This is a genomic window from Shinella sp. (genome assembly GCF_049651085.1).
Taxonomy (GTDB): Bacteria; Pseudomonadota; Alphaproteobacteria; order Rhizobiales; family Rhizobiaceae; genus Shinella.
The window spans coordinates 13,878-39,999 of sequence record NZ_JBASBL010000009.1 but is presented as its reverse complement, the minus strand read 5'-3'; the positions used below and the strand labels follow the sequence as shown (position 1 = coordinate 39,999).

The window sequence follows — 26,122 nt, the reverse complement described above, 5'->3', positions numbered from 1 at the left end:
GGATTACCCTTTCTTCTGGGCCTTCAGCCGCTCGATGGCCATCAGCACGCATTCGGGCGTGGCCGGGGCATCGAGACGCGGGCAGAGCGTGTGATCCGCCACGCTCGCCACCGCATCCGAAAGCGCATGCAGCACGGCAAGGCCGAGCGGCAGCGGCGGCTCGCCGACCGCCTTGGAGCGATGGATCGTCGGCTCGTAGGCTTCCGACCAGTCGGTCAGCGCCACGTTGAAGATCTTCGGGCGGTCCGAGGCGAGCGGGATCTTGTAGGTGGAGGGCGCGTGGGTCCGCAGACGCCCCTTGCCGTCCCACCACAGTTCTTCCGTCGTCAGCCAGCCCATGCCCTGGATGAAGCCGCCTTCGATCTGGCCGATATCGATGACCTTGTTCAGCGAGCGGCCGGTATCGTGCAGGATATCGGTGCGCTCGACGACATATTCGCCGGTCAGCGTATCGACGGAGACCTCCGAGCAGGCCGCGCCATAGGCATAGTAGTAGAAGGCGTGGCCGCGTCCCTTGGAGCGGTCCCAGTGGATCTTCGGCGTCTTGTAGAAACCGGCCGCCGACAGCTGGATGCGCGCCATATAGGCCTGCTTGACGAGTTCGCTGAAAGGGATCTCGGCATTGCCGATGCGCACGCGGTTCGGCAGGAAGACGATCTGGTCGTGCGGCACCTGGTGGCTTTCGGCGGCGAAATCGATGAGCCGGTCCTTGATCTGGCGGGCGGCATTCTGCGCCGCCATGCCGTTGAGGTCGGCGCCCGAGGAGGCGGCGGTCGGCGAGGTGTTCGGCACCTTGGCGGTGGTCGTCGCGGTGATCTTCACCCGTTCGAGGTCGATCTGGAATTCCTCCGCCACGACCTGCGCGATCTTCAGGTGCAGGCCCTGGCCCATTTCCGTGCCGCCATGGTTCATGTGCACGGAACCGTCCGTATAGACATGCACCAGCGCGCCGGCCTGGTTGGATTCGGTCTTGGTGAAGGAGATGCCGAATTTCACCGGCGTCAGCGCAAGGCCACGCTTGACGATCGGGCTCCTGGCGTTGAACTCGGCGATCGCCTTGCGGCGGCCTGCATAGTCGGCGCTTTCCTCAAGCTCCGCAACGATGCGCTGGATGATGCAATCCTCGACCTTCTGGTGGTAGGGCGTGAGATTGCGGCTCCCCTCGACACCCATGGCGTCGTAGAAATTGAGCTTGCGGATTTCCAGCGGATCCTTGCCGACGGCGAAGGCCACCTCGTCGATGACGCGCTCGGCGCCCACCATGCCTTGCGGCCCGCCGAAGCCGCGGAAGGCCGTATTGGAGACGGTGTTGGTGTAGAGCGGCGCGGACTTGGCATGCACATGCGGGTAGAAATAGGTGTTGTCGCAGTGGAACAGCGCGCGGTCGCCCACCGGGCCGGAAAGGTCCGCCGAGAAACCCGCCCGCAGCGCGAACGTATAGTCGATGCCGAGAATGCGGCCCTCGTCGTCGAAGCCGACATCGTAGTCGATGGCGAAATCGTGCCGCTTGCCGGACGCGACCATGTCCTCGTCGCGGTCGAGCCGGATCTTGACAGCGCGGTTCAGCTTCTTGGCTGCGATGGCCGCGATGGCGGCCCACTGGTTGGCCTGGGTTTCCTTGCCGCCGAAGCCGCCGCCCATGCGGCGCACCTCGACCGTCACCGCATTGCTCGGCACGCCGAGCGCGTGCGCGATCATATGCTGCGTCTCGCTCGGCCCCTGCGTCGAGCAATAGACGATGACCTCGTCGTCCTCGCCGGGCACAGCAAGCGAGATCTGGCCTTCCAGATAGAAATGATCCTGCCCGCCGAGCCGCATGCGGCCCTTCACGCGGCGCGGCGCGCTTTCGAGCGCGGCTGCCGCATCGCCGCGCGTCAGCGTCAGCGGGGTCACGACCTGCTTGTGCGTGGCGACATCGAGATCCCAGATGTCGATGTCGGCCGGCAGTTCCTCATACTCGATCTTCGCAAGCCTTGCGGCCTGGCGCGCCTGTTCGCGGGTTTCGGCAAGGACACAGAAGATCGGCTGGCCATGGAACTCGACCTTGCCTTCGGCCAGGACCGGATCGTCGTTCATGTTGGACGGCGAGATGTCGTTGACGCCGGGCACGTCCGCATAGGTCAGCACGTCGACGACGCCGGGCGCTGCGCGCACCGCCGCAAGATCGACGGATTTCAGGATGCCGTGCGCCACCGTCGAGAGGCCGAGGCCGGCATGCAGCGTGCCGGTGGGCTCGGCGATATCGTCGATATAAACAGCCGTGCCGGCAACATGCTTGTGCGCGGAATCGTGGCGGACACTGGCGTGGACGCCGCCGGAAATCTTCTCAGCCTTGAGGTCTGTCGTATGCTTGTTCATGACTTACGCAGCCTCGTATCTGGACACCTGGGCAGGGAGCCCGCTGGATGTCGTTTCCATGTAGAACCGCAGAAGAAGGTTTTTCGCCACCAGGGCGCGATAGGCGGCAGTGGCCCGCATGTCGGTCAGCGGCGTATAGTCTTCCGCGTACTTTTCCATGGCCGCTTCCACCGTCGCTTCCGTCCATGGCTGGCCGACAAGCGCCTTTTCCACGGTGAAGGCGCGCTTCGGGGTCGCCGCCATGCCGCCATAGGCGATCAGGATCGTCGCCACCGTGCCGTCGGCGGCAAGCGCCAGGCGGAAGGCGCCGAGCGTTGCCGTGATGTCTTCGTCGCGGCGCTTGGTCACCTTGTAGACGGCGAACTTTTCCGTCGCCGGCGGCACCGGCACATGCACGGCCTCCACGAACTCGCCCGGCTGGCGATCCTGCTTGCCGTAGGCGATGAAGAAGTCCTGAAGGGGAATGGTGCGCCTTTGCGCGCCCTTGCGCAAGGTGAGCGAGGCGTTGAGCGCGATCAGCGCCGGCGGCGTATCGCCGATGGGCGAGCCATTGGCGATATTGCCGCCGATCGTGCCCATGTTGCGCACCTGCTGGCCACCGATACGGTTGATGAGCGGCCCGAGTGCCGGGATGTGCTGCGAGAGCGTTTCGATGGCCTCGCTATAGGTGACGGCCGCGCCGATGGAGACCGTGCCGTCCTTGACCGAGATGGATTTCAATTCATCGAGCCCGGCGATGAAGACGGCCGGCGAAATGTTGCGCATGTGCTTGGTCACCCAGAGGCCAACATCGGTGGAGCCGGCAACGACCGTGGCGGTGGGCGAGGCTTCCAGTACGGCGGCGAAATCGCCGAGATCCGCCGGCACGATGAGCCGCTGGCTGCCTTCGCCGATCTCGACGCGCGCACCGTCGCGCAGCCCCTTGAGGCGCGCGATCGTCGTTGCGCGTTCCGTCAGCAGCGGATCCTTGTCCGTGCCGCCATATTCGGAAATGGCGCGAGCGGCGCGCAGGATCGGCTCGTAGCCGGTGCAGCGACAGAGATTGCCTTGCAGCGCCGTTTCGATCTGCTCGTCGCTCGGGTTCGGGCTCTGCATCCAGAGCGCATAGAGCGACATGACGAAGCCCGGCGTACAGAAGCCGCATTGCGAGCCGTGATAGTCCACCATGGCCTGCTGCACCGGATGCAGCCGATCGCCGGCGCCGGCGACGTGCTCCACGGTCACGACATGACAGCCGTCCAGCGAGCCGAGGAAACGGATGCAGGCATTGACGCCCTCATAGACAAGGCCGCCCTGCGGAGTGAGGCGGCCGACCAGCACCGTGCAGGCGCCACAGTCGCCCTCGGCGCAACCTTCCTTGGTGCCCCTGAGCGAACGGGAAAGGCGCAGCCAGTCGAGCAGCGTGTGGTCCGGTGCGACGTCGCGAAGGGCCACGTCCTGCCCGTTGAGGATGAAGCGCAGTTCCGAGCGGATCGGTGCAGCAGCCATGAGCTTAACTCCCGCGATAGGTAGAATAGCTGAAGGGCGAGACGAGCAGCGGCACATGATAGTGCGCACCCGCATCGGCCAGGCCGAAACGGATCGGGATGATGTCGAGGAACAGGGGGCCATCGCCCGTGCGGCCGAGATAGTCGCCGGCATGGAAACGCAGCTCGTAGGTGCCGGTCTTCATGGTTTCGCCCGACAGGAGCGGCGCATCGCAGCGGCCGTCGTCGTTCGTCTCGGTGGTCTTGAGAAGGTGAAGCGTGTCGCCCTCGACACGGTAAAGCTCGATGCGCAGGCCCTCGGCGGGTTTGCCGCGCGCGGTATCCAGAACATGGGTCGTGAGCCGCCCGGCTCCGTGCGATTGAGACTGCATGTTTTCCTCCCGAATACAGCACTGCTGCTTGCACTATCGGCCAGGTCACATCCCCTGAAAAGCAATAAGATCGTTCGAGACTTTCAAATTTTACGGAGGAATGGCTCGCGCGATTCCTGGGTTAGACATTTGCCATCAAAAAGCGTTTGGAGGAGCGTTCCATGCGATATTGCCGTGACATGCACGGATATGGCCAACAGCCGCCCGCAGCCCGCTGGCCGGGCGATGCGCGCGTCGCCGTACAATTCGTCCTGAACTACGAGGAAGGCGGCGAAAACTGCGTGCTGCATGGCGATGCGGCATCCGAAGCCTTCCTGTCCGAAATCGTCGGCGCGGCGCAATGGCCGGGCCAGCGCCACTGGAACATGGAATCGATCTACGAATACGGCGCGCGCGCCGGCTTCTGGCGCCTGCACCGGCTACTGACCGAAAAGAACGTACCCGTCACGGTCTATGGCGTGGCGACCGCCCTCAAGCGCTCGCCGGCTCAGGTCGCCGCGATGATCGAGGCTGGCTGGGAAATCGCTTCGCACGGCCTCAAATGGGTCGAGCACAAGGACATGAACGCGGATGACGAGCGCGCGGCGATCGCCGAAGCAATCCGCCTGCACACGCTCGTCACCGGCGAGCGGCCGCGCGGCTGGTATACGGGTCGCTGTTCGGTCAACACGGTCGATCTCGTGGCGGAAGCCGGCGGCTTCGACTACATTTCCGACACCTATGCCGACGACCTGCCCTACTGGTACGAGCACGGCGGCAGGCAGCAGCTCATCATCCCCTATACGCTCGACACCAACGACATGCGCTTTGCCACCCCGCAGGGTTTCAACAGCGGCGACCAGTTCTTCAGCTACCTCAAGGATTCCTTCGATGCGCTCTATGCGGAAGGCAAGGCGGGCAGCCCGAAGATGATCAGCATCGGCCTGCATTGCCGGCTGATCGGCCGGCCGGGCCGCGTCATGGCGCTTGCCCGCTTCATCGATTACGTGCAGAGCCACGAGAAGGTCTGGATCGCCCGGCGCATCGACATTGCCGAGCATTGGGCCAGCACCCATCCGCCGCAACCCGCCGCCGAGCGCCCGTCGCAAATGCCGCAAGAGGCGTTCGTCAAACGTTTCGGCGACATTTTCGAGCATTCCCCCTGGATCGCGCAACGCGCCTGGGCCGATGAACTTTCGCCGGCTAATGATACCGCGACCGGCCTTGCCGCCGCGCTCACCTTCCAGTTCCGCGCCGCAAGCGACGAGGAAAGGCTCGGCGTGCTCATCGCCCACCCCGACCTTGCCGGCAAGCTCGCGCAGGCCAAACGCCTGACGGCAAGCTCGACCGAGGAACAGGCCTCCGCCGGCCTCGACGCGCTGACGGACGACGAGCGGGCACGCTTCACCGAACTCAACGACCGCTACGTCGCGAAATTCGGCTTCCCGTTCATCATCGCCGTCCGGGACAACACGAAGGCAAGCATCCTTGCCGCCTTCGAGACGCGCGTTGCCAATGATCGCGACGCCGAACTTGCGACCGCCTGCCGGCAGGTCGAACGCATCGCGCTCCTGCGGCTGAAAGCCCTGCTGCCGGCCTGAGCAGAGTGTGATATTCCTTGGCGCGACAGGGGACCTCCCCACCCCGTCGCGCCGCAACATCCATCCGGACGGCAATGCTTGCCGATTCCACGTTTGGCCATTCGGCCTGAGGGAGGAAGACATGAAGACCATCGAGATCAAGCCGCTGACCCGCGAGGCGTTCGCGCCCTTCGGCCAGGTGATCGAGCAGGAGGGCGCGCACAATTTCCCGATCAATGCGGGAAAATGCGTCCGCTTCCATGACCTTGCGAATATCGAGACGACCGGCGAGAAGGCCCGGCCGATGATCAGCCTGCTGCGCGGCGAACCCTATCCGCTGCCGCTCGAGCTGAACATGGTCGAACGCCATCCGCTCGGCAGCCAGGCCTTCATTCCGCTGGGCGACAGTTCCTTCCTCGTCGTCGTCGCCGAGGAGACGGACAGCGGCCCGGCCGAACCGATCGCCTTTCGCACCGCGCCCGGCCAGGGCGTCAATATCGGCCGCAATGTCTGGCATGGCATCCTGACGCCACTCGATAGCGTCTCCGAATTCGCCGTGATCGACCGCGGCGGCGAGGGTGTGAACCTCGAAGAGCATTTCTACGCCGAAGCGTTTCTGATCCGCTGATCCACCCATCAGGTTTGCGGATCTGCCGGCCCGCCTCCACGGGCCGGCTTTTTTGCATCCACAAAACGAAACGGGCCGCGCTATGAGCGCGGCCCGTTTGCTTTGAGTGATCCAGCTTTTCTATTCGGCGAAGAAGGCGAAGCGGATGATGAAGAGGGCAGCGACGATCGCCGTTGCCGGATGGATCTGCTTCCACTTGCCGGTGAAGAGCTTCAGTACGGCGTAGGTGATGAAGCCGAAGGCAAGGCCGTTGGCGATCGAATAGGTGAAGGGCATGGCGAGCGCGGTGACCGCAGCGGGCGCCGCTTCCGTCAGGTCTTCCCATTCGATTTCCGTCAGCTCGCGCATCATCAGGCCGGCGACATAGAGCAGCGCCGGTGCCGTCGCATAGCTCGGCACCGAGCCGGCGAGCGGCGAGATGAAGAGGGCAGCGAGGAACAGGATGCCGACGACGAGGGCGGTAAGGCCGGTGCGGCCGCCGGCCTGCACGCCCGACGCGCTTTCGACATAGGCCGTGGTGCTGCTCGTACCGATCAGCGAACCGGCGACGATCGCCGTGCTGTCGGCCAGAAGCGCGCGACCGAGGCGGCTCTTCTTGCCTTCCTGGATGAGGTTGGCGCGCTTGGCGACGCCGATCAGCGTGCCCGTGGCGTCGAAGACTTCAACCAGAACGAAGACGAGGATGACATGCAGCAGGCCGCCATGCAGCGCACCGATGATGTCGAGCTGCAGGAAGGTGGGCAGGATCGACGGCGGGGCGGAGACGATGCCGCGGAATTCGCTGACGCCGAGGATCCAGGACAGGACCGTGACGACGAGAATGCCGATCAGGATCGCGCCCTTGACGCGCAGCGAATCCAGCACCGCGATGGTGAAGAAGCCGAGGATCGCAAGCAGCGGGCCCGTCTGCTTCAGGTCGCCGAGGCCGACGAGCGTTGCCGGGTTGTCCACGACGATGCCCGAGCTTTTCAGCGCGATGATGCCGAGGAAGAGGCCGATACCGGCGGCAATCGCGCTTCTGAGCGAATGCGGGATGCCGGCGATCAGCCAGCTGCGCACACCAGTCACCGTCAGGATGACGAAGATGATGCCCGAAATGAACACCGCGCCGAGCGCCTGTTGCCAGGTGAAGCCCAGCGAGGCCACGACGGTGAAGGCGAAGAAGGCATTGAGGCCCATGCCGGGAGCCATGCCGATCGGCCAGTTGGCGACAGTCGCCATGACGATGGAGCCGAGCGCAGCAGCAAGACAGGTCGCCACGAAGACGGCATCCCGATCCATGCCTGTCGTCGACAGGATGTCCGGGTTGACGAAGATGATATAGGACATCGTGAGGAAGGTCGTGAGACCCGCGATCACTTCGGTGCGCACGGTCGTGCCGTGCTCACTCAGCTTGAAAAGCCGTTCAAACATATTTTCTCCCCCTGACGGACACCATCAGGCGCCGTCGTGCGATAGATTCGGGCAAATGCTCCTCCAGCAGCCCGTCGCGGATCCTTCCGCGCCTGTGCGCGGCGGGCTCCGAGAGGCAGACCACCGTGATCACAGTTCTGTTATATTGCTTGTTCCGGCGCGTCCGCGCCAGTCGGGGATTTCCACGGATTTTAGCGAAACTCTTTCACGGCGGGGCTTGCGCCCGCCGTCATTCGCAGACGTCGATCCATTCGGCCGCAACGAGCGCGGCCATGCGGTCCGGCGCAATTCGCACCGCCGCATTGGTCGCGCCGGCAGCCGGGACGACCTCCTCGAAGGACCGCAGCGACACGTCGCAATAGACCGGCAGCAACGAGGGCAGGCCGAAGGGGCAGACGCCGCCGACCGGATGCGAGGTGGTGGCGACCACCTGTTCGGCATCCAGCATGCGCGGCTTTGCGGCAAAGCGGTCCTTGAATTTCCGGTTGCTCAGTCGCGCCGTGCCGGCGGCGACCAGAAGAACGATCTCCTCCCCGACGCGCAGGCAGATCGTCTTGGCGATCTGCTCGGGCGCCACGCCGTGGGCCTCGGCGGCAAGCGTCACGGTCGCCGAGCTCTGCTCGGTGACGAGGACGGTGATATCGGGAGCGTTTTCAGCGAAGAAGCTGCGGACGGATTCAAGAGACATGGCATTTCATAGCCGGTCCGGCGGCGCGGTTGCAAGAGCCGCCGGAAACAGCGCATGCGATGCTTGCCTATGCATATATGCCGCCGGAGGGCGTCGTGCCGGCCGTCGAGCCCGGCAGGAAGGTTGCAGCCTTGCCGAACGTGTCGATCACGCCGTTGGTCTCGGCGATATAGCGGCTGCCGGTGGCGGCGCCGACAATCGTCGGGTTCGACAGCGAAACGGCCCCACCGTTCCGGGCGGCGATGAACGCCGTGAAGGCGGGCGTGCCGGTCAGTGTGAAGGTCCGGTTCGCCGCCGTCAGCAAGCCCGCGCCGATATTGATGTGCCGCCGCGCGCCGCCGGAAATGGTGTAATTTTCCTCAAGCAGGATATGGCAGGGACTGTCGGCGAAGATGTGGTCCGCATTCGCCCCCACGGCACCGAATTCCAACTTGCCGAGGCGCAGCGACACACCGTTGCCGACCGAAAGCCCATGGATCATGTCCGTGGCGATGGCGATCCGGATGCCGGAGACGCGAACCTGCGCACCATTGGCGAAGACAAGGCCCGACGAGAGGACGACGGAGGATGGCGTCGTCTCGTTGCCCTTGATGAAGAGCGTGCCGCCGCCGACAAGAGGACGGGCGGCGGTCGCGCCGGCATAGGCGCCGTTGGCCAGCTGGATCGTGACGTCGTAGCCCGCACAGTCGAGCCTTGCCGCCTCGTCCACCGCCTTCTGGAGGGTCGCGAAGGGCGTGCCGGCCGTCAGGCCATTGTTGCCGTTATCGCCGGTTGTCGCGACGTGATAGGTGCGGTTTGCCGTGAGCTGCGGCCGCAGGTCCTGCACGCCCGCCGGAAAAGTGACACGCCCCGTCGCCTGGTTGACGACCATGGCGTCGGCAAAGGACGAGCCGTCCGCACTGACCTTGATGTGGAATGCATCGCTGCCGGCAAGCCCCATCTCCGCCCGCCCCGACCAGCCGGTCTGGAACAGAAGCGATGCGGTATCGCCGGCATTGGCCTTGTTGACCTTGATCTGGTGCCCCGCCCCCTCGTTGGTGAAGAGCGTCGCGGGAGCGGCGACCGCCAGCCGGTTCGTCGCATCCGCCGTGGCGTTGATACCGACCCGATCAGGGATGGCGATGGTGAAGGAAGCTGGCGCCCAGTCGCCTGCTTTGAAGGCGAACAGGCTGTTCTCGTCCAGCACATGGGCAAGCCAGCCTTCGCGCGGCGCGTAGAAGATCCAGAGGCCATCCTGCCATGCGGCGACCGTCCTTGCCTGGCCGGTCCAGCCGCCGGTCGCCCCCGAAGGAACGATATAACGCGCGCCGCCGGAAGGGCTTGCCGGCGGGCTGGCAACGGTCCGGCTGCTGACGGCAAGGTGCAGCAGCGCATCCAGCGCCCGGATGGCCTCATTGTGGGTGACATGCTTCTGCGCCTGCGCGGGCAGGATATAGGGAAGGTTCAGGTTTTCAGTCGCATCCATTCGTCCGGCTCCTGTCTCGAAGGGTCCGGACGATTATAGGAGGGCGGCAAAGGGCGGGGAAAACGGGGCACGCATGCGGGTGCCGGCGAGCCTGCTTCCGGCAGGCTCGCCGTATAGGTCAGTGCGAATCCTTGGGCACGGCATTGCCGCGCGCGCCGCGCAGGAAGTCGAAGTCGGCACCGGTATCGGCGCCGGTGACATGATCGTGGTAGAGCATGCCGTAGCCGCTCGCCGGGCGCGCGACCGGGCTCTTCCATTCGGCAAGGCGCCGCTCGATCTCGCCCTCCGGCACATCGAGATGCAGGCGCCGGTTCGGCACGTCGAGCTCGATGAAATCGCCGTCGCGCACGATGGCCAGCGGCCCGCCGGCGGCGGCTTCCGGGCTGGTATGCAGCACGACCGTACCATAGGCGGTGCCGGACATGCGGGCATCCGAAATGCGCACCATATCGGTGATGCCCTTCTTCAGCACCTTGGGCGGCAGGCCCATATTGCCGACCTCGGCCATGCCGGGATAGCCGCGCGGGCCACAGTTCTTCAGCACCATCACGCAGGTCTCGTCGATGTCGAGATCGGGATCCTCGATCTTGCGCTTGTAATCGTCGATATCCTCGAAGACGACGGCGCGGCCGCGATGAACCATCAGCGAGGCGGTGGCAGCCGACGGCTTCAGCACCGCGCCCCTGGGCGCAAGGTTGCCCTTGAGCACCGCGATGCCGCCTTGATGGGCCAGCGCCTTTTCCGTCGGCAGGATGACGTCCTCGTTCCAGTTGGTGACGTCCTTGACTTCGTCCCAGATCGTCTCGCCGGAAACGGTCAGCGCCTGCTTGTTGAGAAGGCCGGATTCGCCGAGCCGCTTCAGCACCACCGGCAGGCCGCCGGCATAGAAGAACTCTTCCATCAGGTACTTGCCCGACGGCATGAGGTTGACGATGGTCGGCACGTCACGGCCGAGACGGTCCCAGTCGTCGAGCGTCAGGTCGATGCCGACGCGGCCGGCAAGCGCCAGAAGATGCACCACCGCATTGGTCGAGCCGCCGATCGCGCCGTTGGTGCGGATGGCGTTCTCGAAGGCTTCGCGGGTGAGGATGTCGGAGGGTTTGAGGTCGTCCTTGACCATCTGGACGATCCGCCGGCCGGTAAGCTGCGCCATGACGCGGCGGCGGCTGTCGACGCCGGGTATGGCGGCATTGCCGGAAAGCGCCATGCCGAGCGCCTCGGCCATGGAGGCCATGGTGGAGGCGGTGCCCATCGTGTTGCAGGTGCCGGAGGAACGGCTCATCGCCTGCTCGGCGTCGAGGAAGTCGGCCTGGCTCATCGTGCCGGCCTTGATCGCCTCCGACATCTGCCAGAGCGCCGTGCCCGAACCGACACGCTCGCCGCGGAACCAGCCGTTCAGCATCGGCCCGCCGGTGACGACGATCGAGGGAATGTCGGTGGAGGCCGCGCCCATCATCAGCGAAGGCGTGGTCTTGTCACAGCCGACGAGCAGCACCGCGCCGTCGATCGGCTGCGCGCGCATCGTTTCCTCAACCGCGAGCGCGGCGAGATTGCGGTACATCATGGCCGTCGGCCGGTAGGTGTTTTCGGAGGCCGAGAACACCGGAACCTCCAGCGGGAAACCGCCCGCCTCCCAGACGCCCGCCTTCACCTTTTCCGCCAGTTCGCGCAGGTGCCCGTTGCAGGGCGTCAGATCCGACCAGGTGTTGAGGATGCCGATCACCGGGCGTCCGTCGAACAAGTCGTGCGGATATCCCTGATTCTTCAGCCAGCCGCGATGATAGATGTTGTCGCGCGAATTGCCGCCGTACCATTCCTGCGAACGCAGTTTGCGCGGCCAGGCGGAAGGTTTGAATGTCATTGTCGTGCTTGCTCTCTGTTACGCGGGGGCGATGCGTCAGGCGCGCCTGCGGGCGCAGATCGCCATCCTCCCCGTCTCCCACAGAACGCGGAACTCACATAACAGTCAAATCATCAATCGATATCGTTTCATACCAATTGCGTCATGATACCGGCGCGACTAGGCTGGCCGTATGAAAGCGCATTATCTCAAGCTCAACCAGCTCCGGTTCATCGATGCCCTGCACCGCCGGGGCAGGCTCAGCCTTGCGGCGGAAGAGATGAACATTTCGCAGCCGGCAGCCTCCCGGACGCTCGCCGAGATCGAGGCGCTTGTCGGCCAGCAGATCTGCACCCGCAATGCACACGGCTTCATCTTCAACGAGTTCGGCAATGTGCTGGCCGCGCGCGCCAGCCGCGTCGTCGCGGAGGTGGAGAATATCGGCCGCGACATTCGCGAGGTCGCCGACGGGTTGCGCGGCCGGGTCCGGATCGGCGCGGTGACGGCGGCTGCCGTCGCCCATGTCCTGCCGGCCTCGCTGGCGCTGCGCGCGCAGGCCCCGCACGCCCAGCTTCAGGTCGATGTCGAGCCGAGCCTGACGCTGATGCAGCGCATGCGCGCCGGCGAATACGATTTCGTGCTGGCGCGGCTCAGCGCCGCGGACGACCCGACCGCCTATGACGTGCGGCCGGTCGGAGAGGAAGTGCTGAGCTTTGCCGTGCGGCAGAAGCATCCGCTCACCGGCCGCAGCCGGCTCGGCTTTCGTGACCTTTCGCCCTATCACTGGATCCTCCAGCCGGCCGGCTCGCCGATCTGGACGACGGTGGTGGACGCGTTTCGCGCCGAATATGCGGACTTTCCCGAGCGCGTGACCTATTCAGCTTCGGCCCTGCTGACGCTCGCCACCATATCCCGCACGGACGCCATCGCCCCGCTGGCGCGCGAAGTCGCCAGCCTTCTCATGGCGGAAGACCTCGGCGTGCGCATCGTCACGCTCGACATGGCCCGCCCGGTCAGCGTGCCGGCCTACAACGTCATCCTCGACAAGGGCGCGCTGCTGTCGCCGCTGGCGCAGCGCTTCCTGTCGCTGATCGAGGCCGAGACCCTGCACGCCGATCCGTGAGGTTCCAGACTTTCAGGGGTGGTGAAGGACGCTCATGCCGCCATCGACCGTCAGGCAGGTGGCGTTCATGAAGGGGCACTCGTCCGAGATCATGAACACGGCCGCCCTGGCGATCTCTTCCGGCGTCGCGATGCGCCCGCCAGGATGAAGCTTCATCGTCTCGGCTTCGGCGGCCACCGGATCGGGGAAGCTCTCCCAGTATTCGACGGCCTTCTGCGTGCGCACATAGCCGGGCGCAAGCGCGTTCACGCGAACGCCCTGCCCGGCATATTCGATGCCGAGCGCCTTGGTCATGCCGAGCAGCGCGTGCTTGGTGACCGGATACGGGAACGTGTGCGGAATGATTGTGAATGCGTGGGTCGAGGCGATGTTGAGAATGACGCCGCCGCCATCGGCAATCATGCCCGGCAGCACGGCCCTGCTGCAATTCCACGCGCCCTTGAGATTGACGTCGAAACAACGCTCCCAGTCGGCATCGGAGAGTTTCAGGGGCTCGAAGAACACATTGACGCCGGCATTGTTGACGAGCGCATTCGGCTGGCCGATTTCGCGTGTCGCCACGGCGATCGCCTGCTCGATCGCGGCCGCATCGGAAATGTCCGCCGCCGCGTGAGCAAGCCTGCCGCCAGCCGCGCGCAAACGGTCGGCCTCGGCGCCGAGAAGGTGGCCATCGCGGTCGATCAGGAAGAGGCTTGCCCCTTGCGCAAGGAAGGTTTCGGCAATGGCAAGGCCGATGCCCTGCGCCGCACCGGTAACGACGATCCGCTTGCCCGCCAGGCGATCTGTCATGGTCTGTTCTCCTTGTCGCTTTTCGGCGCGGGATGCTTGCGCACGGCAATGGCGAGGTCGCGGGCGGCTAGGTTGAGCATCTGGTGCGAGCATTCGCGGGCCGCCGCCTTGTCGCGCACGCGCAGGGCTTCCACGAGCCGCTTGTGGACCTCCACCGCTTCGTCGCGGGCATCCGCCGCCTCGTTGGAGGCGTAGAGGGAAAATTCGAGCGCCGCCTGGATGATGCTGGCGAGCTGCATGAAAACCTGATTGTGGCTGGCCCTGAGCAGGCCTGCGTGAAAGTCGACATCCGCCTGCGTGAAGGCCTCAAGATCGCCTTGCGCATCGCACATGCGCTGCCAGGCCCGCTCGATCTCCGCAACCTCCTGCACGGTCGCGCGCTCGGCAGCGAATTCCGCGGCAAAGGGCTCGATGGCGCGGCGCGCGTCGAGCACGCAGGCCAGAAGGTCGAGTTCGAAGATGCGCGGACCGATCCATTCCAGCACCTGCGCGTCGAGGATGTTCCACTCCTCCTTCGGGCAGACAATGGTGCCGACCCGAGAGCGCCCGCGCACTAGGCCCTTGGATTCGAGGATCTTCAGCGTTTCCCGGATGACCGTGCGGCTGACGCCGTAGCGCAGGCACAACTCGGCTTCCGTTGGCAGGAAGGCCCCGATGGGGAAGACATCCGCGCAGATATCCGAGGCGATCGACCGCGTGACGTTCTTCTGCACACGAGGCCGGCGCACGGTCCCTGAGCCTTCAGGCGTATCCAAGCGCTCCCCCTCATTCTGCACGGTCATTCTCCATCCCATTGTCGCCGCAGTGCGTCGCCCGCGATCCATATCCCGTTTCGCGCCCGATAGCGACGACGGGATTTGCTGCATGACAGCATAGCTATCATACACTGCTATTTAATTCATCATACAAGAGTAATTGACGATTATGATGAAAGCAACTACACCTTGAGCCACTGCAAGCGCAGTTCATTTGGGAGAGAGACAATGGGCTTTATCAAAGCAGCCATCCTGGCTGGCACCGTCGCCGTATTCGCCGCGACCTCCGCCTTCGCCGCAGACGTGAAGATCGGCTTCATCGTGAAGCAGCCGGAAGAGCCGTGGTTCCAGGACGAATGGAAGTTCGCCGACATCGCCGCCAAGGAGAAGGGCTTCACCCTCGTCAAGATCGGCGCTGAGGACGGCGAGAAGGTTCAGTCCGCTATCGACAATCTCGGCGCACAGGGCGTACAGGGCTTCATCATCTGCACGCCGGACGTAAAGCTCGGCCCGGGCATCGTCGCCAAGGCGGCCGCCAACGACCTCAAGCTGATGACGGTCGACGACCGCCTGGTCAATGCCGACGGCAGCGCGATCGAAGATGTCGCACATATGGGTATCTCGGCCTCCAAGATCGGTGAAGCCGCCGGCCAGACGATCCTCGACGAGATCAAGAAGCGCGGCTGGGACATGAAGGACGTCGGCGCAATCCGCGTCTCCTACGACCAGCTGCCGACCGCCGTCGACCGCGTCGAAGGCGCGCTCTCGGTGCTGAAGGCCGCAGGCTTCCCGGAGGCCAACATCTTCGACGCCCCGCAGGCCAAGACCGATACGGAAGCGGCACTGAATGCCTCGACCGTCGTTCTCAACAAGAATGCCGGCATCAAGCACTGGGTCGCCGTCGGCCTCAATGACGAAGCCGTGCTCGGCGCCGTTCGCGCCACCGAAAGCGTCGGCATTGCCGCCGACAGCATGATCGGCGTCGGCATCGGCGGTGCGGATTCGGCGATCAACGAATTCAAGAAGCCCACTGCAACCGGCTTCTTCGGAACCGTGATCATCTCGCCCAAGCGCCATGGCTACGAGACCGCACTCAACATGTATGAGTGGATCGCCAACGGCAAGGAGCCGGAAAAGCTGATCCTGACGGCGGGCGAGGTCGCATTGCGCGACAACTACGAAGCTGTCCGCAAGAATCTCGGCATCGAATAGTCATCCTCCCAAGATGATTTCATCCCGGCGGCGGGGCTGAAAAGCGCGCCAGCCGCCGGGCCACCTCCGGGGTGATGACATGCAGGACTTTCTTGAATTCAAGGCGATATCCAAGGGATATCCCGGCGTCCAGGCACTCGCCGACGTTTCCTTCTCCGTGAAAAAGGGAGCCGTGCACGGCCTGATGGGCGAAAACGGCGCGGGCAAATCGACCCTCATCCGCGTGCTTTCCGGCGACCAGTCGTCCGATAACGGCGAAATCCGCATCGACGGCCAGGTGCAGCGCTACCGCTCGGTGCGCGACGCCTTCGATGCCGGCGTCATCGTGATCCATCAGGAACTCCAGCTCGTGCCCGAGCTGACGGTCGCCGAAAACCTCTGGCTCGGCCGCTTCCCCGGCAAGGCCGGCATTATCGACCGCAACCGGCTGATGGGCGTGGTGAAGGAGAAGCTGGCCGATATCGGCATCGATATCGATCCTGCCGTCAAGGTCGCGGCCCTTTCGATCGGCGAGCGCCAGATGGTGGAGATCGCCAAGGCGGTGATGGCCGATGCGCGCGTCATTGCGCTGGACGAGCCGACCTCTTCGCTCTCCTCGCGCGAAAGCGAAATCCTCTTTGCCCTCATCGATCGCCTGCGCGCGCAGGGCAAGGTCATCCTCTACGTCTCGCACCGTCTCGACGAGATCTTCCGGCTCTGCGACAGCCTCACCGTGCTGCGCGACGGCAAGCTTGCCGCGCATCATCCCGAGATCGCCGAGGTCACGCGCGACCAGATCATTTCCGAAATGGTCGGCCGCGAGATTTCCAACATCTGGGGTTTTCGCCCGCGCGAACAGGGACCGGTGCGGCTGGAGGTCAAGGACCTTGCCGGGCGCAAGCTGCGCACGCCGATCAGCTTCTCCATACGCCAGGGTGAAATCCTCGGCTTCTTCGGCCTCATCGGCGCAGGCCGCAGCGAGATGTCACGCCTCGTCTACGGCGCGGACGGCCGCTCGCAAGGCACGGTCAGCGTCGACGGCACAGCCGTCACGCCCGACAGTCCGCGGCACTCGATCCGCGCCGGCATCGTGCTCTGCCCGGAGGACCGCAAGTTCGACGGCATCGTGCAGGGCCGCAATATCGAGGAGAACATGACGATCTCCTCACGCCGGCATTTCTCCCCCTTCGGCATTCTCCAGCCGAAGAAGGAAGCCGAACTTGCCGACCAGTTCATCGCAAGGCTCAGGGTGCGCACGCCCTCCCGCAAGCAGGACATCATCAACCTGTCCGGCGGCAACCAGCAGAAGGTCATCCTCGGCCGCTGGCTTTCCGAGCAGGGCGTCAAGGTCCTCATCATCGATGAACCCACGCGCGGCATCGACGTCGGCGCCAAGTCGGAAATCTACGAAATCCTCTACGAACTCGCCGGCCAGGGCATGGCGATCGTCGTCATCTCCAGCGAACTGCCGGAGGTGATGGGCATCACCGACCGCATCATGGTCATGTGCGAGGGCCGGGTCGCCGCCGATATCGATCGCGACGACTTCGACGAGCGGCGCATCCTCGCCGCCGCCCTGCCCGACATATCCAATGCCAGCGAACTCCCCAACCAGCAGGTCCAGTCGCGATGACGTCTTTGAAAAAACTCCTCCTCGGCGAGCAAGGCCTCGTCGTCATCTTCGCCATCGCCTTCGCCATCGTGGCACTGACGGTGCCCAACTTCCTGACCGAGCGCAACATGCTGGGCCTGCTGCAATCGGTCGTCACGATCGGCATCGTCGCCTGCACGATGATGTTCTGCCTCGCCTCGCGCGACTTCGACCTTTCGGTCGGCTCCACCGTCGCCTTTTCCGGCATGGTCGCCGTCATGGCCTCGAACGCCTCGGGCTCGATCGTCATCGGCCTTCTTGCCGCGCTGCTGTGCGGCGGCGCCGTCGGCCTCGTCAATGGCGTCGTGATCGCCCGCTTCCGCATCAATGCGCTGATCACCACGCTCGCCACCATGCAGATCGTGCGCGGCCTTGCGCTGATCGCCTCGGACGGCCGCGCCGTCGGCATCAACGATCCCGGCTTCTACCAGCTCGCGCTGTCGAAGTTCCTCGGCATTCCGTCGCCGATCTGGGTCATGGCCGCCTTCTTCGTGCTCTTCGGCTTCGTGCTGAACCGCACGGTCTTCGGCAAGAACACGCTGGCGATCGGCGGCAATCCGGAAGCCTCGCGTCTTGCCGGCGTCAACGTCTCCAACATGCGCATCTGGATCTTCATGCTGCAGGGCCTTGTCTGCGCCGTTGCCGGCGTGCTGCTCGCCTCGCGCATCACCTCCGGCCAGCCGAACGCCGCAACGGGCCTCGAGCTGTCGGTGATCTCGGCCTGCGTGCTCGGCGGCGTATCGCTCGCCGGCGGCCGCGCGGCCATGACGGGCGTCATCGTCGGCGTTCTGATCATGGGCATTGCCGAGAACGTAATGAACCTGCTCAATATCCAGGCGTTCTATCAATATGTCGTGCGCGGCCTGATCCTGCTTCTGGCCGTCCTGCTCGACAACCTGCGCTCCGCCGCTGCCGGCGGGCGCACCTGACCTGACCCGAAGCCTTCGACAAGGGCCGCGGTTCCGTTGTTCGGACCGCGGCCTTTTCTGTTTCCGCCCGGCCCGAGGGCCTACAAATACAAGGCCCGGATCCCGTCGAAGGAAAGCTTGATCCCGATGGCGACCATCAGAAGATAGATGATCGTGTAGAAGCGATCCGCCGACGTGCGCCGGACCAGCCAGATGCCGGCAAAGGTCGACACGATCGCAAGCGGCATGAGTGTTGCCGAGGCGATGAGGTTGTGCCGAGTGAACTGGCCAAGCAGGAAATATGGCGGCACCTTGATCAGATTGACCGCGGCGAAGAACGCCACGCTGGTGCCGACGAAGATGTCGCGGGACAATCGCTGGGGCAGCACGAACATCTGGAAGGGGGGGCCGCCTGCATGCGCGATCATGCTGGTAAACCCTGATCCTGCCCCGCACAGAAAGCCGAAAACCGCTTTCGGCCTGGCAACCGCCGGACCGGCACCGCCACGCTCGATGAACAGCCGGCGCAAGCCGAATGCGATGGAAACGATCCCGACCATCAGGGCGACCATGGCGTCCGATACGGAGGCCGCGAGCAAATAGCCCAGCAGGATGCCGGCCACGGCGCCCGGCAGCAAAGCGCCAAGATTCCAGCCGTCCCAGGTCTTGCGGTAGGACAGCAAACTCACCGCATCCTGCACGACAAGGATCGGCAGCATGATCGCAGCAGCCTCCAGCGGCGAGGTCGCCAGCGCCATCATTGGCAACGCAATCATGCCGACGCCGGCAAAACCGCCTTTCGAGATGCCGAGCAGGATCACGGCGGGAACGGCAGCGAGGTAGAAGGTCAGGTCTGTGGCCGTTTCAAGCATCCAGCCGCTCCGGATGCGAGCCGCGCCTTGCCACGGTTAAACCCCGGCACCCCGCCCTTGGACACGGCAACCCCGGAGCTCCAGCGAACCGGCAGGGCACCCTAGGCAAGCACCAGCAACGACAATTGCTGCAAGGACGATATGTTCAGCCGGGCATAGGCGCGCCTGCGATAGGTAAGGGCGGTGGTAATCTTGATGCCGAGGTCGAGCGAGATGCCTTCGGTCGTCAGGCCCCGCACGGAACGGGCGCAGACCGCAACCTCCCGCTCGGTCAGCTCGGGAAACCGTTCCTGCAGGCGCTGGGAGATCCACTCACACGACGTCTTTTCCAGCCGCGTTTGTGTGTAAAGCCGGTAATGCGCAAGGATCAACGGATAGATCGCTTGCAGGATCCAGTCGAACTCGACCCAGTCGCCAATGTTCTTCTTCGAATAGTAGAGATGGACAGTGATCGGGCTATCGATCTCGCCCTTGCCGATAACGGTCTCTCCGACAAAACGACTGCGTGGTGACCGGCATTCTGGCGCATCACGATCAGCCGGGAAGAAATGCCGAATGACCGCGCTCTCGTCAGTGTCTTCGCAATGCTCGTCTTGAATTTTGCGATGGCGGGAGCGGGCACTCGCGGCAAGATCGGCATCCTCCAACCCGGCCTCGCTCACAAGCGAAATCACGCGCGCCATGCCCGGCGCAACCACGCAGATTTCAGCGACACCGACAACTGCGAGCAATTCGCTCAGGGTGAGAGAGAATTCCTTGCTGCCAATCGTATCCAGCAATCGCGGATACCAACCGCTGTTTATCGACAGAGCAGCGCCAGAAAGCCTTCCGTGATAGTGATACATGACACCTCCCTCGCCACAAATCCTGTGTCCAGACTAGGGCCTTTGCCGGCCCGCTGCTTTTCTGGGATTGCCAAAGTTTTTTACGTAACTGCCAGACTGCGGCGGGCTCGTCGGGGAATGAGGCGTGATGCGGAAACACCCGGCGAACGCCCGCTGTTCTAGTCGACGATCGTTGCTTCCGTCGAGGCGCGAAGCTCCTCCCCGGTGACGCCGTCGGCCAGTTCAATGACCTTGAGCCCGCCCGCCACCACTTCCATCACGCCGAGGTTGGTGATGATCCGGTTTACGACCCCCTGGCCGGTCAGTGGCAGGGTGCACTGTTTCAGGACCTTGGATTGACCCGCCTTGTTGGTGTGATCCATCACGACCACCACGCGGTCTACTCCGGCAACCAGGTCCATGGCTCCGCCCATGCCCTTGACCAGCTTTCCCGGGATCATCCAGTTTGCCAGATCGCCATTCTCCGCCACCTCCATGGCGCCAAGAATAGCCATCGCAATCTTTCCCCCGCGGATCATCGCAAAGCTTTCCGCGCTGTCGAAATAGACAGTCTGCGGCAGTTCGGTGACCGTCTGCTTGCCGGCATTGATCAGGTCCGGGTCCTCTTCGCCCTCATAGGGAAAGGCGCCGATCCCAAGCATGCCGTTTTCGGATTGCAGCGTCACCTCGACGCCCTCGGGAATATAGTTCGCCACAAGCGTCGGGATGCCGATGCCGAGGTTTACATACCAGCCGTCCCGCAGTTCCTTCGCGGCGCGAGCAGCCATCTGATTGCGATCCCATGCCATGATCAGGCCTCCTTGCGTGTGGTGCGCTGCTCGATGCGCTTTTCATGCGCGCCCTGGATCAGGCGATGGACATAGATGCCCGGCAGATGGATATGGTCTGGATCGAGCGTGCCGGTCGGCACGATCTCCTCGACCTCGCAGACACAGACGCGTCCGCATTTGGCGGCCGGTACGTTGAAGTTGCGCGCGGTCTTGCGGAAGATGACGTTGCCGCTTGCGTCCGCCTTCCAACCCTTGACGATGGCAAGATCGGCGACAATGCCCCGTTCGAGGATGTAGGTCTGGCCGTCGAACGCCTTGTGTTCCTTGGCCTCGGCGATGACGGTCCCCACGCCGGTCCTGGTGTAGAATCCGGGGATGCCGGCGCCCCCGGCCCGCATCCTCTCGGCCAGCGTGCCTTGCGGATTGAATTCCAGCTCGAGTTCACCCGACAGATACTGGCGCATAAACTCGGCATTCTCGCCGACATAGGACGAGATCATCTTCCTGATCTGGCGCGACGCGAGCAGGATGCCCAGGCCGAAATCGTCCACGCCGCAATTGTTGCTGGCGATCGTCAGGTCTTTCGTTCCGGCCTTGTGAATCGCATCGATCAGCAATTCTGGAATGCCGCACAGGCCAAATCCGCCGGCGGCGATCAGCATTCCGTCCGTCAACAGGCCGTCCAGAGCGGCAGACGCGCTCGAATAGACCTTCTTCATCTTGCAAAGCTCCTCATGCCCGGTTGTCTGATAAACGGCGACGCGACCCGAAGGGCGCTCACGCCAGCGCCTCCGGTGCGGCCGCCTGGAAGGCCGGCAGCTCGGCGCAGTTGCGCGCGATCGCGCAGATACGGGACAGATGCGAATGATCGACGCCCCAGCGCGTGGCGTTGTAGAGTTGCGGGATCAGCGTGCAGTCCGCCATGCCGGGCGTGGAGCCATGGCAGAAGCGGCCGTTGAATCCGGGATGGTCCAGCAGGTTTTCTACGGCCTCAAGTCCGGCGGCGATGTTCTCGCGGTTCCATTGCCCCCGCGCTTCAGCCCCTGCAAGCGCTTCGACACGGCTCAGTACCTTGAGATTGGAAACCGGATGGATCTCGCACGCGATTGCGAGCGCCAGCGCCCGAACATGCGCCCTTCCTTCATGCGTCGCCGGCAGCAGGGCGGGCTCGGGGCGCGTTTCCTCGAGATATTCGATGATCGCCAGGGACTGGGTCAGCCGCATGCCGTCGATTTGGAGCGTCGGCACCAGCCCCTGCGGATTGACGCTGAGGTTCTGCGCCCCGCGCTGCTCGCCCTTGACCAGATCGACGGAGACGCGGTCGTAGCCGATCCCCTTGAGGCCGAGCGCGATCCGCACCCGGTAGGAGGCGGAGGAGCGCCAGTAGTCGTGCAGCACCACGCTCATGCTTGCGCCGGCAGGATGCGGCCGGTGCAGGGACCGAAACCGATGCGGTAGCCCTCGCCGTCGGCGTGAGCGAAGAGGCCGATCTCGTCGCCATCCTCAAGGAACGTCCGGGACTGGCCGTTTACGTCCACCGGCTCTTTGCCGCCCTGCGTCATCTCGAGCAGCGCCCCGGTCTGGTCACGCGCCGGCCCTGAAATCGTTCCGGTCCCCAGAAGATCGCCCACCCGCATCGGGCAGCCGGTCTGCGTATGATGTGCCAGCTGCTGGGCGCTGGAATAGTACATGGCATTGTAGTTGGTCCGGCCCATGACCTGGCCGTTCATCGTCCAGCCGATAGTCAGGTCATAGAAACCCGGGCGCTCTTCCTGCAGGTAGGGCAGCAGCGGATTGACCCGCTCGGCGCCCGCACTGCGGAAGGGCTCGAGGGCTGCCTGCGGCACGATCCACGGGCTGATCGTGGTGCCGAGCGCCTTGGACTGGAACGGGCCCAGCGGCTGGTACTCCCAGGCCTGGATGTCACGCGCCGACCAGTCGTTGAGCAGCACATAGCCAAAGATCATCCCTTCTGCCCGCTCGACGCTGAGGCGCTCGCCCATCGTGCTGTCGCCGCCGACGATGGCGCCGAGTTCCAGCTCCAGATCCAGCCGCCGGCAGGCGGTCCATTCCGGGCCGTTCTCGCCCCGGACCTGCCCCATCGGACGGCGGATCGGGGTGCCCGAGACGACCACGGAGGAGGCGCGCCCGTTATAGCCGATGGGCATGTGCGTCCATTGCGGCGGCAACGCGTTTTCGGGTCCGCGGAAAAGCACGCCGACATTGAAGGCGTGGTTCCTGGAGGCGTAGAAGTCGGTAAATTCGGCGACGCGGATCGGCAGATGCAGCGTGACGTCTGCCATCGCCACGAGGGGCAGGTCTTCCGTGGCGCCCTCGGCCAAAAGCCCGGTCAGCCGCGCACGCACGTCGTCCCATTTCGCCCGGCCGAGCGCGATGAAACCGTTGAGCTGCGCCTCGGCGAACGTGCCGCCCGCCTCGATCAGGCCCTGCGCCTCGCAGGCCGCCAGATCGAGGACCCTATCCCCGATCGCGACGCCGCAGCGCGGCGCGGCGCCCTGGATGGAAAACACCCCGTAGGGCAGGTTCTGGATCGGAAAGTTGCATCCCGGTTCGTTCGCGGATGCGATCCTGCTGCGCAGGGGCGTTACCATCTGTTTCTCCTGTCGGTTGCTCCGGGGGGGGCATCGAGGACGCGCGCTGCCCTGCCCGGATCCCGTGTCGGTCACGGGCCGGGCAATGCCGGCTCCGGGGCTATTTGATGCCGGGCGTACCGTCGAACTTCTTCTCCAGCCGGTTCCAGACCTCGATATACTCTTCCTGCATCGGGGCTTCCTTCGCCGCGAATTCGGTGAGGTGCTGCGGAAAGCGGGTCTCGAACATGAAGCTCATGGTGTTATCCAGCTTCTCCGGCTTCAGTTCGCCGTTCGATGCGCCTTCGAACGCATCCCGGTCGGGGCCATGCGGCAGCATGCAGTTGTGCAGGCTGATGCCGCCGGGCGCGAAGCCCTGCGGCTTGGCGTCATAGGTGCCGTAGATGTTGCCCATGAGCTCCGACATGATGTTCTTGTGATACCAGGGCGGGCGGAACGAGTGTTCGGCCACCAACCAGCGTTCGCGGAACAGCACGAAATCGATATTCGCCGTTCCTTCCTGCCCGGAGGGTGCGGTAAGGACGGTGAAAATCGACGGATCGGGATGGTCGAACAGGATTGCGCCGACCGGGGAATAGGTGCGCAGGTCGTATTTGTAGGCGCAGTAGTTGCCGTGCCACGCCACCACGTCGAGCGGGCTGTGGTCGATCCAGGTCTCGTGGAACTGGCCACACCATTTGATCACGACGCGGGAGCGCGCATCACGATCCTCGAACGCCGCGACCGGGCACTTGAAGTCGCGCGGGTTGGCCATGCAGTTCGCGCCGATGGGACCACGGCCGGGCAGGTCGAATTTCTGGCCGTAGTTCTCGCAGACGAAACCGCGGCACGGACCCTCCAGCACTTCGACGCGGTAGACCAGGCCGCGCGGGATGATTGCGATCTCCTTGGGTTCGAGGTCGATGACCCCAAGCTCGGTGCAGAAGCGCAAACGGCCTTCCTGCGGCACGACGAGCAGCTCGCTGTCGGCCGAGAAGAAATACTCATCCTGCATCGACCGGGTGACCAGATAGACGTGGCTCGCCATGCCGACCTGGATGTTCACATCGCCGGCGGTGGTGATCGTACGCATGCCGGAGATCCAGGTCAGGTTCTCGTCGGCGCCCGGCAGCGGGATCGGATCCCAGCGATACTGCCCGAGGCTCATGATGTTCTGCCGGTTCGGGTCATGCGGCATGATGTTCGGCGCGGTCTTCCAATAGGGCACGTCGATCGGGCTGAAGCGACCGGTGTGATGGACAGAAGGCCGGATGCGATAGCACCATGTCCGCTCGTTCTGGCCGCGCGGCGCCGTGAATGCGGTGCCCGACAGCTGCTCGGCATAGAGGCCGTAATTGCATTTCTGCGGCGAGTTCTGGCCCTGCGGCAGCGCGCCCGGCAGCGCCTCCGTCTCGAAATCGTTGCCGAAGCCGGGCATGTAGCCCTCGACCGTGCCGGTAGCGCCAGTCGCACGGGTCATGCCGGCGGACAGTTCTTGCTTGCTCATTGGAACTCCTCCCGATGTCGTCGACGACGATTATCGTTGCTGTAGCAATGAAATACCGTTGCACTAGCAACGAAGTCAACGGCAAAGTTCCGCACGCCGGGTTTTTGTTGTATCAGCAATGACAATCCGGACCTCTCGCCAGAAGGAGAGCACATGCCATTCGATCTCGACCAGTTCCTGCCCTATCGCCTCAGCGTTGCCGCCGCCCAGATCAGCCGCCGGTTTGCCGCGCGCTATGCGGCCGAAGCCGGACTAAGCATTCCGGAGTGGCGGGTTCTGGCGCATCTCAACAATTCCGGGCCGGTCAGCGTTCGGGACATCAATGTGCGCGTCAACCTCGACAAGTCGGTGGTCAGCCGCGCGGCCACCCGGCTCGAGCAGGCGGGTCTCCTGAGAAAATCAGCGCACCACACCGATCAACGGCTGGTGGCGCTGGAATTGACGGAAGCCGGACAGAAACTGATGGAGCGGCTTGGCCGGGTGGCCGAGGACTTCCAGAAGGAACTCGTAGCCGAACTCGGCGATGACGCGGACAGCCTCGGCCGGGTGCTGGACCGGTTTTCCGCGGTGAAGCGCTGAGCGCGAGGACGTGCAGCATGCCGTCAGTCAGCGATCAATTGCTCGGCGGCCAGCAATCGCCTTGTGCCGCCGGAGATGAAATAGGTCACGTCATGGAACACCAGTTCGGAGGCACCCTCCCTGACGAAATATCGCTCACGCATTCGCTTTTCGGATGCGAATTGCAGATTGGTGATGCCGCCGATTCTCGGTGAATTCTCGGTCAGGCAATCATTGACCCAGTAGCGCACATACTTGTCGAAACCGTGCAGCTGAAGCGCGAGTTCGACATGATGATCCCAGCATCGCCGGGCGGCGGCCTTCGGCAGGTCGGGATGAAAGGAGATGCCACGCAGGGTCTTGAGCCCCGGCACATGCCCGCCCGCATCTGGCGTCAGCTCATCCTTCTCCACCAGGGGCGTGACATCATAGCCATGCACCGTGGCGCCCAGCGCCGCGATCCGCGCGAACAAGGCTCGAGCATGGGCCGCATCGGCCGTGCGAAACTCGACCGCTCCGAAGAAGGGGCGGCCGGCTTGCTGTTCTCCCCGGTAGGGAGCAAATGGCGCGAGCCCATCGACCGCGCTATTCTTCACCACCGCGCTTACCGCAGGATCGGCCTGCAGAATGTCGATGGCCTGCTCCAGCACTCCGGGCGCCTGCTGATCGAGCTCTTCAAGAAATGCAAAATAGCTGTTCATGGTCCTCTCCTCCCATCAAGATGGGGGGCGAACACGACGCCCCCCATCTTCC

24 protein-coding genes are annotated in these 26,122 nt (G+C 64.2%); 7 read left to right on the top strand and 17 right to left on the bottom strand.

The genetic code is table 11. The features are described 5' to 3' along the window. Window positions 1-3: 3 nt before the first annotated feature. The 3 genes from xdhB to uraH are packed head-to-tail and all read right to left on the bottom strand — an operon-like array spanning window position 4 to window position 4,216. Complete coding sequence (xdhB, locus tag WA950_RS05410; RefSeq protein ID WP_424550670.1) at window positions 4-2,358, bottom strand: xanthine dehydrogenase molybdopterin binding subunit; 2,355 nt, start codon at window positions 2,356-2,358, stop codon at window positions 4-6. Window positions 2,359-2,361: 3 nt separating this feature from the next. Continuing rightward, on the bottom strand, window positions 2,362-3,846 hold the full coding sequence (gene xdhA / locus WA950_RS05405) for a xanthine dehydrogenase small subunit (protein WP_424550669.1): 1,485 nt from the start codon (window positions 3,844-3,846) through the stop codon (window positions 2,362-2,364). Window positions 3,847-3,850: 4 nt separating this feature from the next. After that, a complete protein-coding gene (uraH, locus tag WA950_RS05400; RefSeq protein WP_424550668.1) occupies window positions 3,851-4,216 on the bottom strand; it encodes a hydroxyisourate hydrolase in 366 nt (121 codons plus the stop codon). Window positions 4,217-4,377: 161 nt separating this feature from the next. On the opposite strand from uraH, the gene puuE reads away from it, so the two are divergent. Then, complete coding sequence (gene puuE, locus WA950_RS05395) at window positions 4,378-5,796, top strand: allantoinase PuuE (protein WP_424550667.1); 1,419 nt, start codon at window positions 4,378-4,380, stop codon at window positions 5,794-5,796. Between the two features lie 121 nt (window positions 5,797-5,917). Next, window positions 5,918-6,403, top strand: coding sequence for an ureidoglycolate lyase (locus WA950_RS05390; protein WP_424550666.1), 486 nt, complete (start codon window positions 5,918-5,920; stop codon window positions 6,401-6,403). A 120-nt stretch (window positions 6,404-6,523) separates the two neighbouring features. Here the strand turns inward: WA950_RS05390 and WA950_RS05385 are convergent, their stop codons facing one another. From WA950_RS05385 to araD, 4 genes are all read right to left on the bottom strand, one after another. Continuing rightward, window positions 6,524-7,816 carry an NCS2 family permease gene (locus tag WA950_RS05385; protein ID WP_424550665.1) on the bottom strand — a complete coding sequence of 431 codons (1,293 nt, stop codon included), beginning with the start codon at window positions 7,814-7,816 and terminating at the stop codon, window positions 6,524-6,526. Window positions 7,817-8,045: 229 nt separating this feature from the next. Next, on the bottom strand, window positions 8,046-8,504 hold the full coding sequence (locus WA950_RS05380; protein ID WP_424550664.1) for a YbaK/EbsC family protein: 459 nt from the start codon (window positions 8,502-8,504) through the stop codon (window positions 8,046-8,048). A gap of 67 nt (window positions 8,505-8,571) precedes the next feature. Continuing rightward, window positions 8,572-9,969, bottom strand: a complete 1,398-nt coding sequence (locus WA950_RS05375) for a DUF2793 domain-containing protein (protein ID WP_424550663.1) — start codon at window positions 9,967-9,969, stop codon at window positions 8,572-8,574. A gap of 118 nt (window positions 9,970-10,087) precedes the next feature. Further along, the gene (gene araD / locus WA950_RS05370; protein WP_424550662.1) at window positions 10,088-11,830 is read right to left on the bottom strand and encodes an L-arabinonate dehydratase; all 1,743 of its coding nucleotides are present in this window, start codon (window positions 11,828-11,830) and stop codon (window positions 10,088-10,090) included. Window positions 11,831-12,002: 172 nt separating this feature from the next. Here araD and WA950_RS05365 point away from each other — a divergent pair, with 172 nt between their 5' ends. Then, entirely contained in the window at window positions 12,003-12,932 is a 930-nt protein-coding gene (locus WA950_RS05365) for a LysR family transcriptional regulator (protein WP_424550661.1), read from the top strand. 12 nt (window positions 12,933-12,944) lie between these two features. On the opposite strand, the gene WA950_RS05360 is transcribed toward WA950_RS05365, so the two are convergent. Both WA950_RS05360 and WA950_RS05355 read right to left on the bottom strand, forming a co-directional pair. After that, window positions 12,945-13,721, bottom strand: coding sequence for an SDR family oxidoreductase (locus tag WA950_RS05360; RefSeq protein ID WP_424550660.1), 777 nt, complete (start codon window positions 13,719-13,721; stop codon window positions 12,945-12,947). Next, complete coding sequence (locus WA950_RS05355) at window positions 13,718-14,503, bottom strand: FadR/GntR family transcriptional regulator (protein WP_424550659.1); 786 nt, start codon at window positions 14,501-14,503, stop codon at window positions 13,718-13,720. The genes WA950_RS05360 and WA950_RS05355 overlap by 4 nt, the downstream gene beginning before the upstream one ends. A gap of 201 nt (window positions 14,504-14,704) precedes the next feature. Between WA950_RS05355 and WA950_RS05350 the strand changes: the two genes are divergently transcribed. From WA950_RS05350 to araH, 3 genes are all read left to right on the top strand, one after another. Then, window positions 14,705-15,688: an arabinose ABC transporter substrate-binding protein gene (locus tag WA950_RS05350; RefSeq protein WP_424550658.1), complete on the top strand. Its 984-nt coding sequence runs from the start codon at window positions 14,705-14,707 to the stop codon at window positions 15,686-15,688. Between the two features lie 79 nt (window positions 15,689-15,767). Further along, window positions 15,768-17,300 (top strand): L-arabinose ABC transporter ATP-binding protein AraG, encoded by a 1,533-nt coding sequence (araG, locus tag WA950_RS05345; protein WP_424550657.1) that lies wholly within the window; start codon window positions 15,768-15,770, stop codon window positions 17,298-17,300. Continuing rightward, complete coding sequence (araH, locus tag WA950_RS05340; protein WP_424550656.1) at window positions 17,297-18,247, top strand: L-arabinose ABC transporter permease AraH; 951 nt, start codon at window positions 17,297-17,299, stop codon at window positions 18,245-18,247. Before araG ends, araH begins: the two co-directional genes overlap by 4 nt. Window positions 18,248-18,327: 80 nt before the next feature. On the opposite strand, the gene WA950_RS05335 is transcribed toward araH, so the two are convergent. The 7 genes from WA950_RS05335 to hmgA all read right to left on the bottom strand — a co-directional run bounded on the left by WA950_RS05335 (window position 18,328) and on the right by hmgA (window position 24,811). Beyond that, window positions 18,328-19,047 carry a sulfite exporter TauE/SafE family protein gene (locus WA950_RS05335; protein ID WP_424550655.1) on the bottom strand — a complete coding sequence of 240 codons (720 nt, stop codon included), beginning with the start codon at window positions 19,045-19,047 and terminating at the stop codon, window positions 18,328-18,330. A 152-nt stretch (window positions 19,048-19,199) separates the two neighbouring features. After that, on the bottom strand, window positions 19,200-19,943 hold the full coding sequence (locus WA950_RS05330) for a LuxR C-terminal-related transcriptional regulator (RefSeq protein ID WP_424550654.1): 744 nt from the start codon (window positions 19,941-19,943) through the stop codon (window positions 19,200-19,202). 158 nt (window positions 19,944-20,101) lie between these two features. Then, entirely contained in the window at window positions 20,102-20,731 is a 630-nt protein-coding gene (locus tag WA950_RS05325) for a 3-oxoacid CoA-transferase subunit B (protein WP_424550653.1), read from the bottom strand. 2 nt (window positions 20,732-20,733) lie between these two features. Next, window positions 20,734-21,432 (bottom strand): CoA transferase subunit A, encoded by a 699-nt coding sequence (locus tag WA950_RS05320; RefSeq protein ID WP_424550652.1) that lies wholly within the window; start codon window positions 21,430-21,432, stop codon window positions 20,734-20,736. 58 nt (window positions 21,433-21,490) lie between these two features. Then, window positions 21,491-22,120, bottom strand: coding sequence for a maleylacetoacetate isomerase (gene maiA, locus WA950_RS05315; RefSeq protein ID WP_424550651.1), 630 nt, complete (start codon window positions 22,118-22,120; stop codon window positions 21,491-21,493). Beyond that, window positions 22,117-23,325, bottom strand: coding sequence for a fumarylacetoacetase (fahA, locus tag WA950_RS05310; RefSeq protein ID WP_424550650.1), 1,209 nt, complete (start codon window positions 23,323-23,325; stop codon window positions 22,117-22,119). Before fahA ends, maiA begins: the two co-directional genes overlap by 4 nt. Window positions 23,326-23,425: 100 nt before the next feature. Further along, on the bottom strand, window positions 23,426-24,811 hold the full coding sequence (gene hmgA, locus WA950_RS05305) for a homogentisate 1,2-dioxygenase (protein ID WP_424550649.1): 1,386 nt from the start codon (window positions 24,809-24,811) through the stop codon (window positions 23,426-23,428). 153 nt (window positions 24,812-24,964) lie between these two features. Here hmgA and WA950_RS05300 point away from each other — a divergent pair, with 153 nt between their 5' ends. Continuing rightward, window positions 24,965-25,390 (top strand): MarR family winged helix-turn-helix transcriptional regulator, encoded by a 426-nt coding sequence (locus tag WA950_RS05300; protein WP_424550648.1) that lies wholly within the window; start codon window positions 24,965-24,967, stop codon window positions 25,388-25,390. A 23-nt stretch (window positions 25,391-25,413) separates the two neighbouring features. On the opposite strand, the gene WA950_RS05295 is transcribed toward WA950_RS05300, so the two are convergent. Beyond that, on the bottom strand, window positions 25,414-26,070 hold the full coding sequence (locus tag WA950_RS05295; RefSeq protein ID WP_424550647.1) for a hypothetical protein: 657 nt from the start codon (window positions 26,068-26,070) through the stop codon (window positions 25,414-25,416). Window positions 26,071-26,122 lie beyond the last annotated feature (52 nt).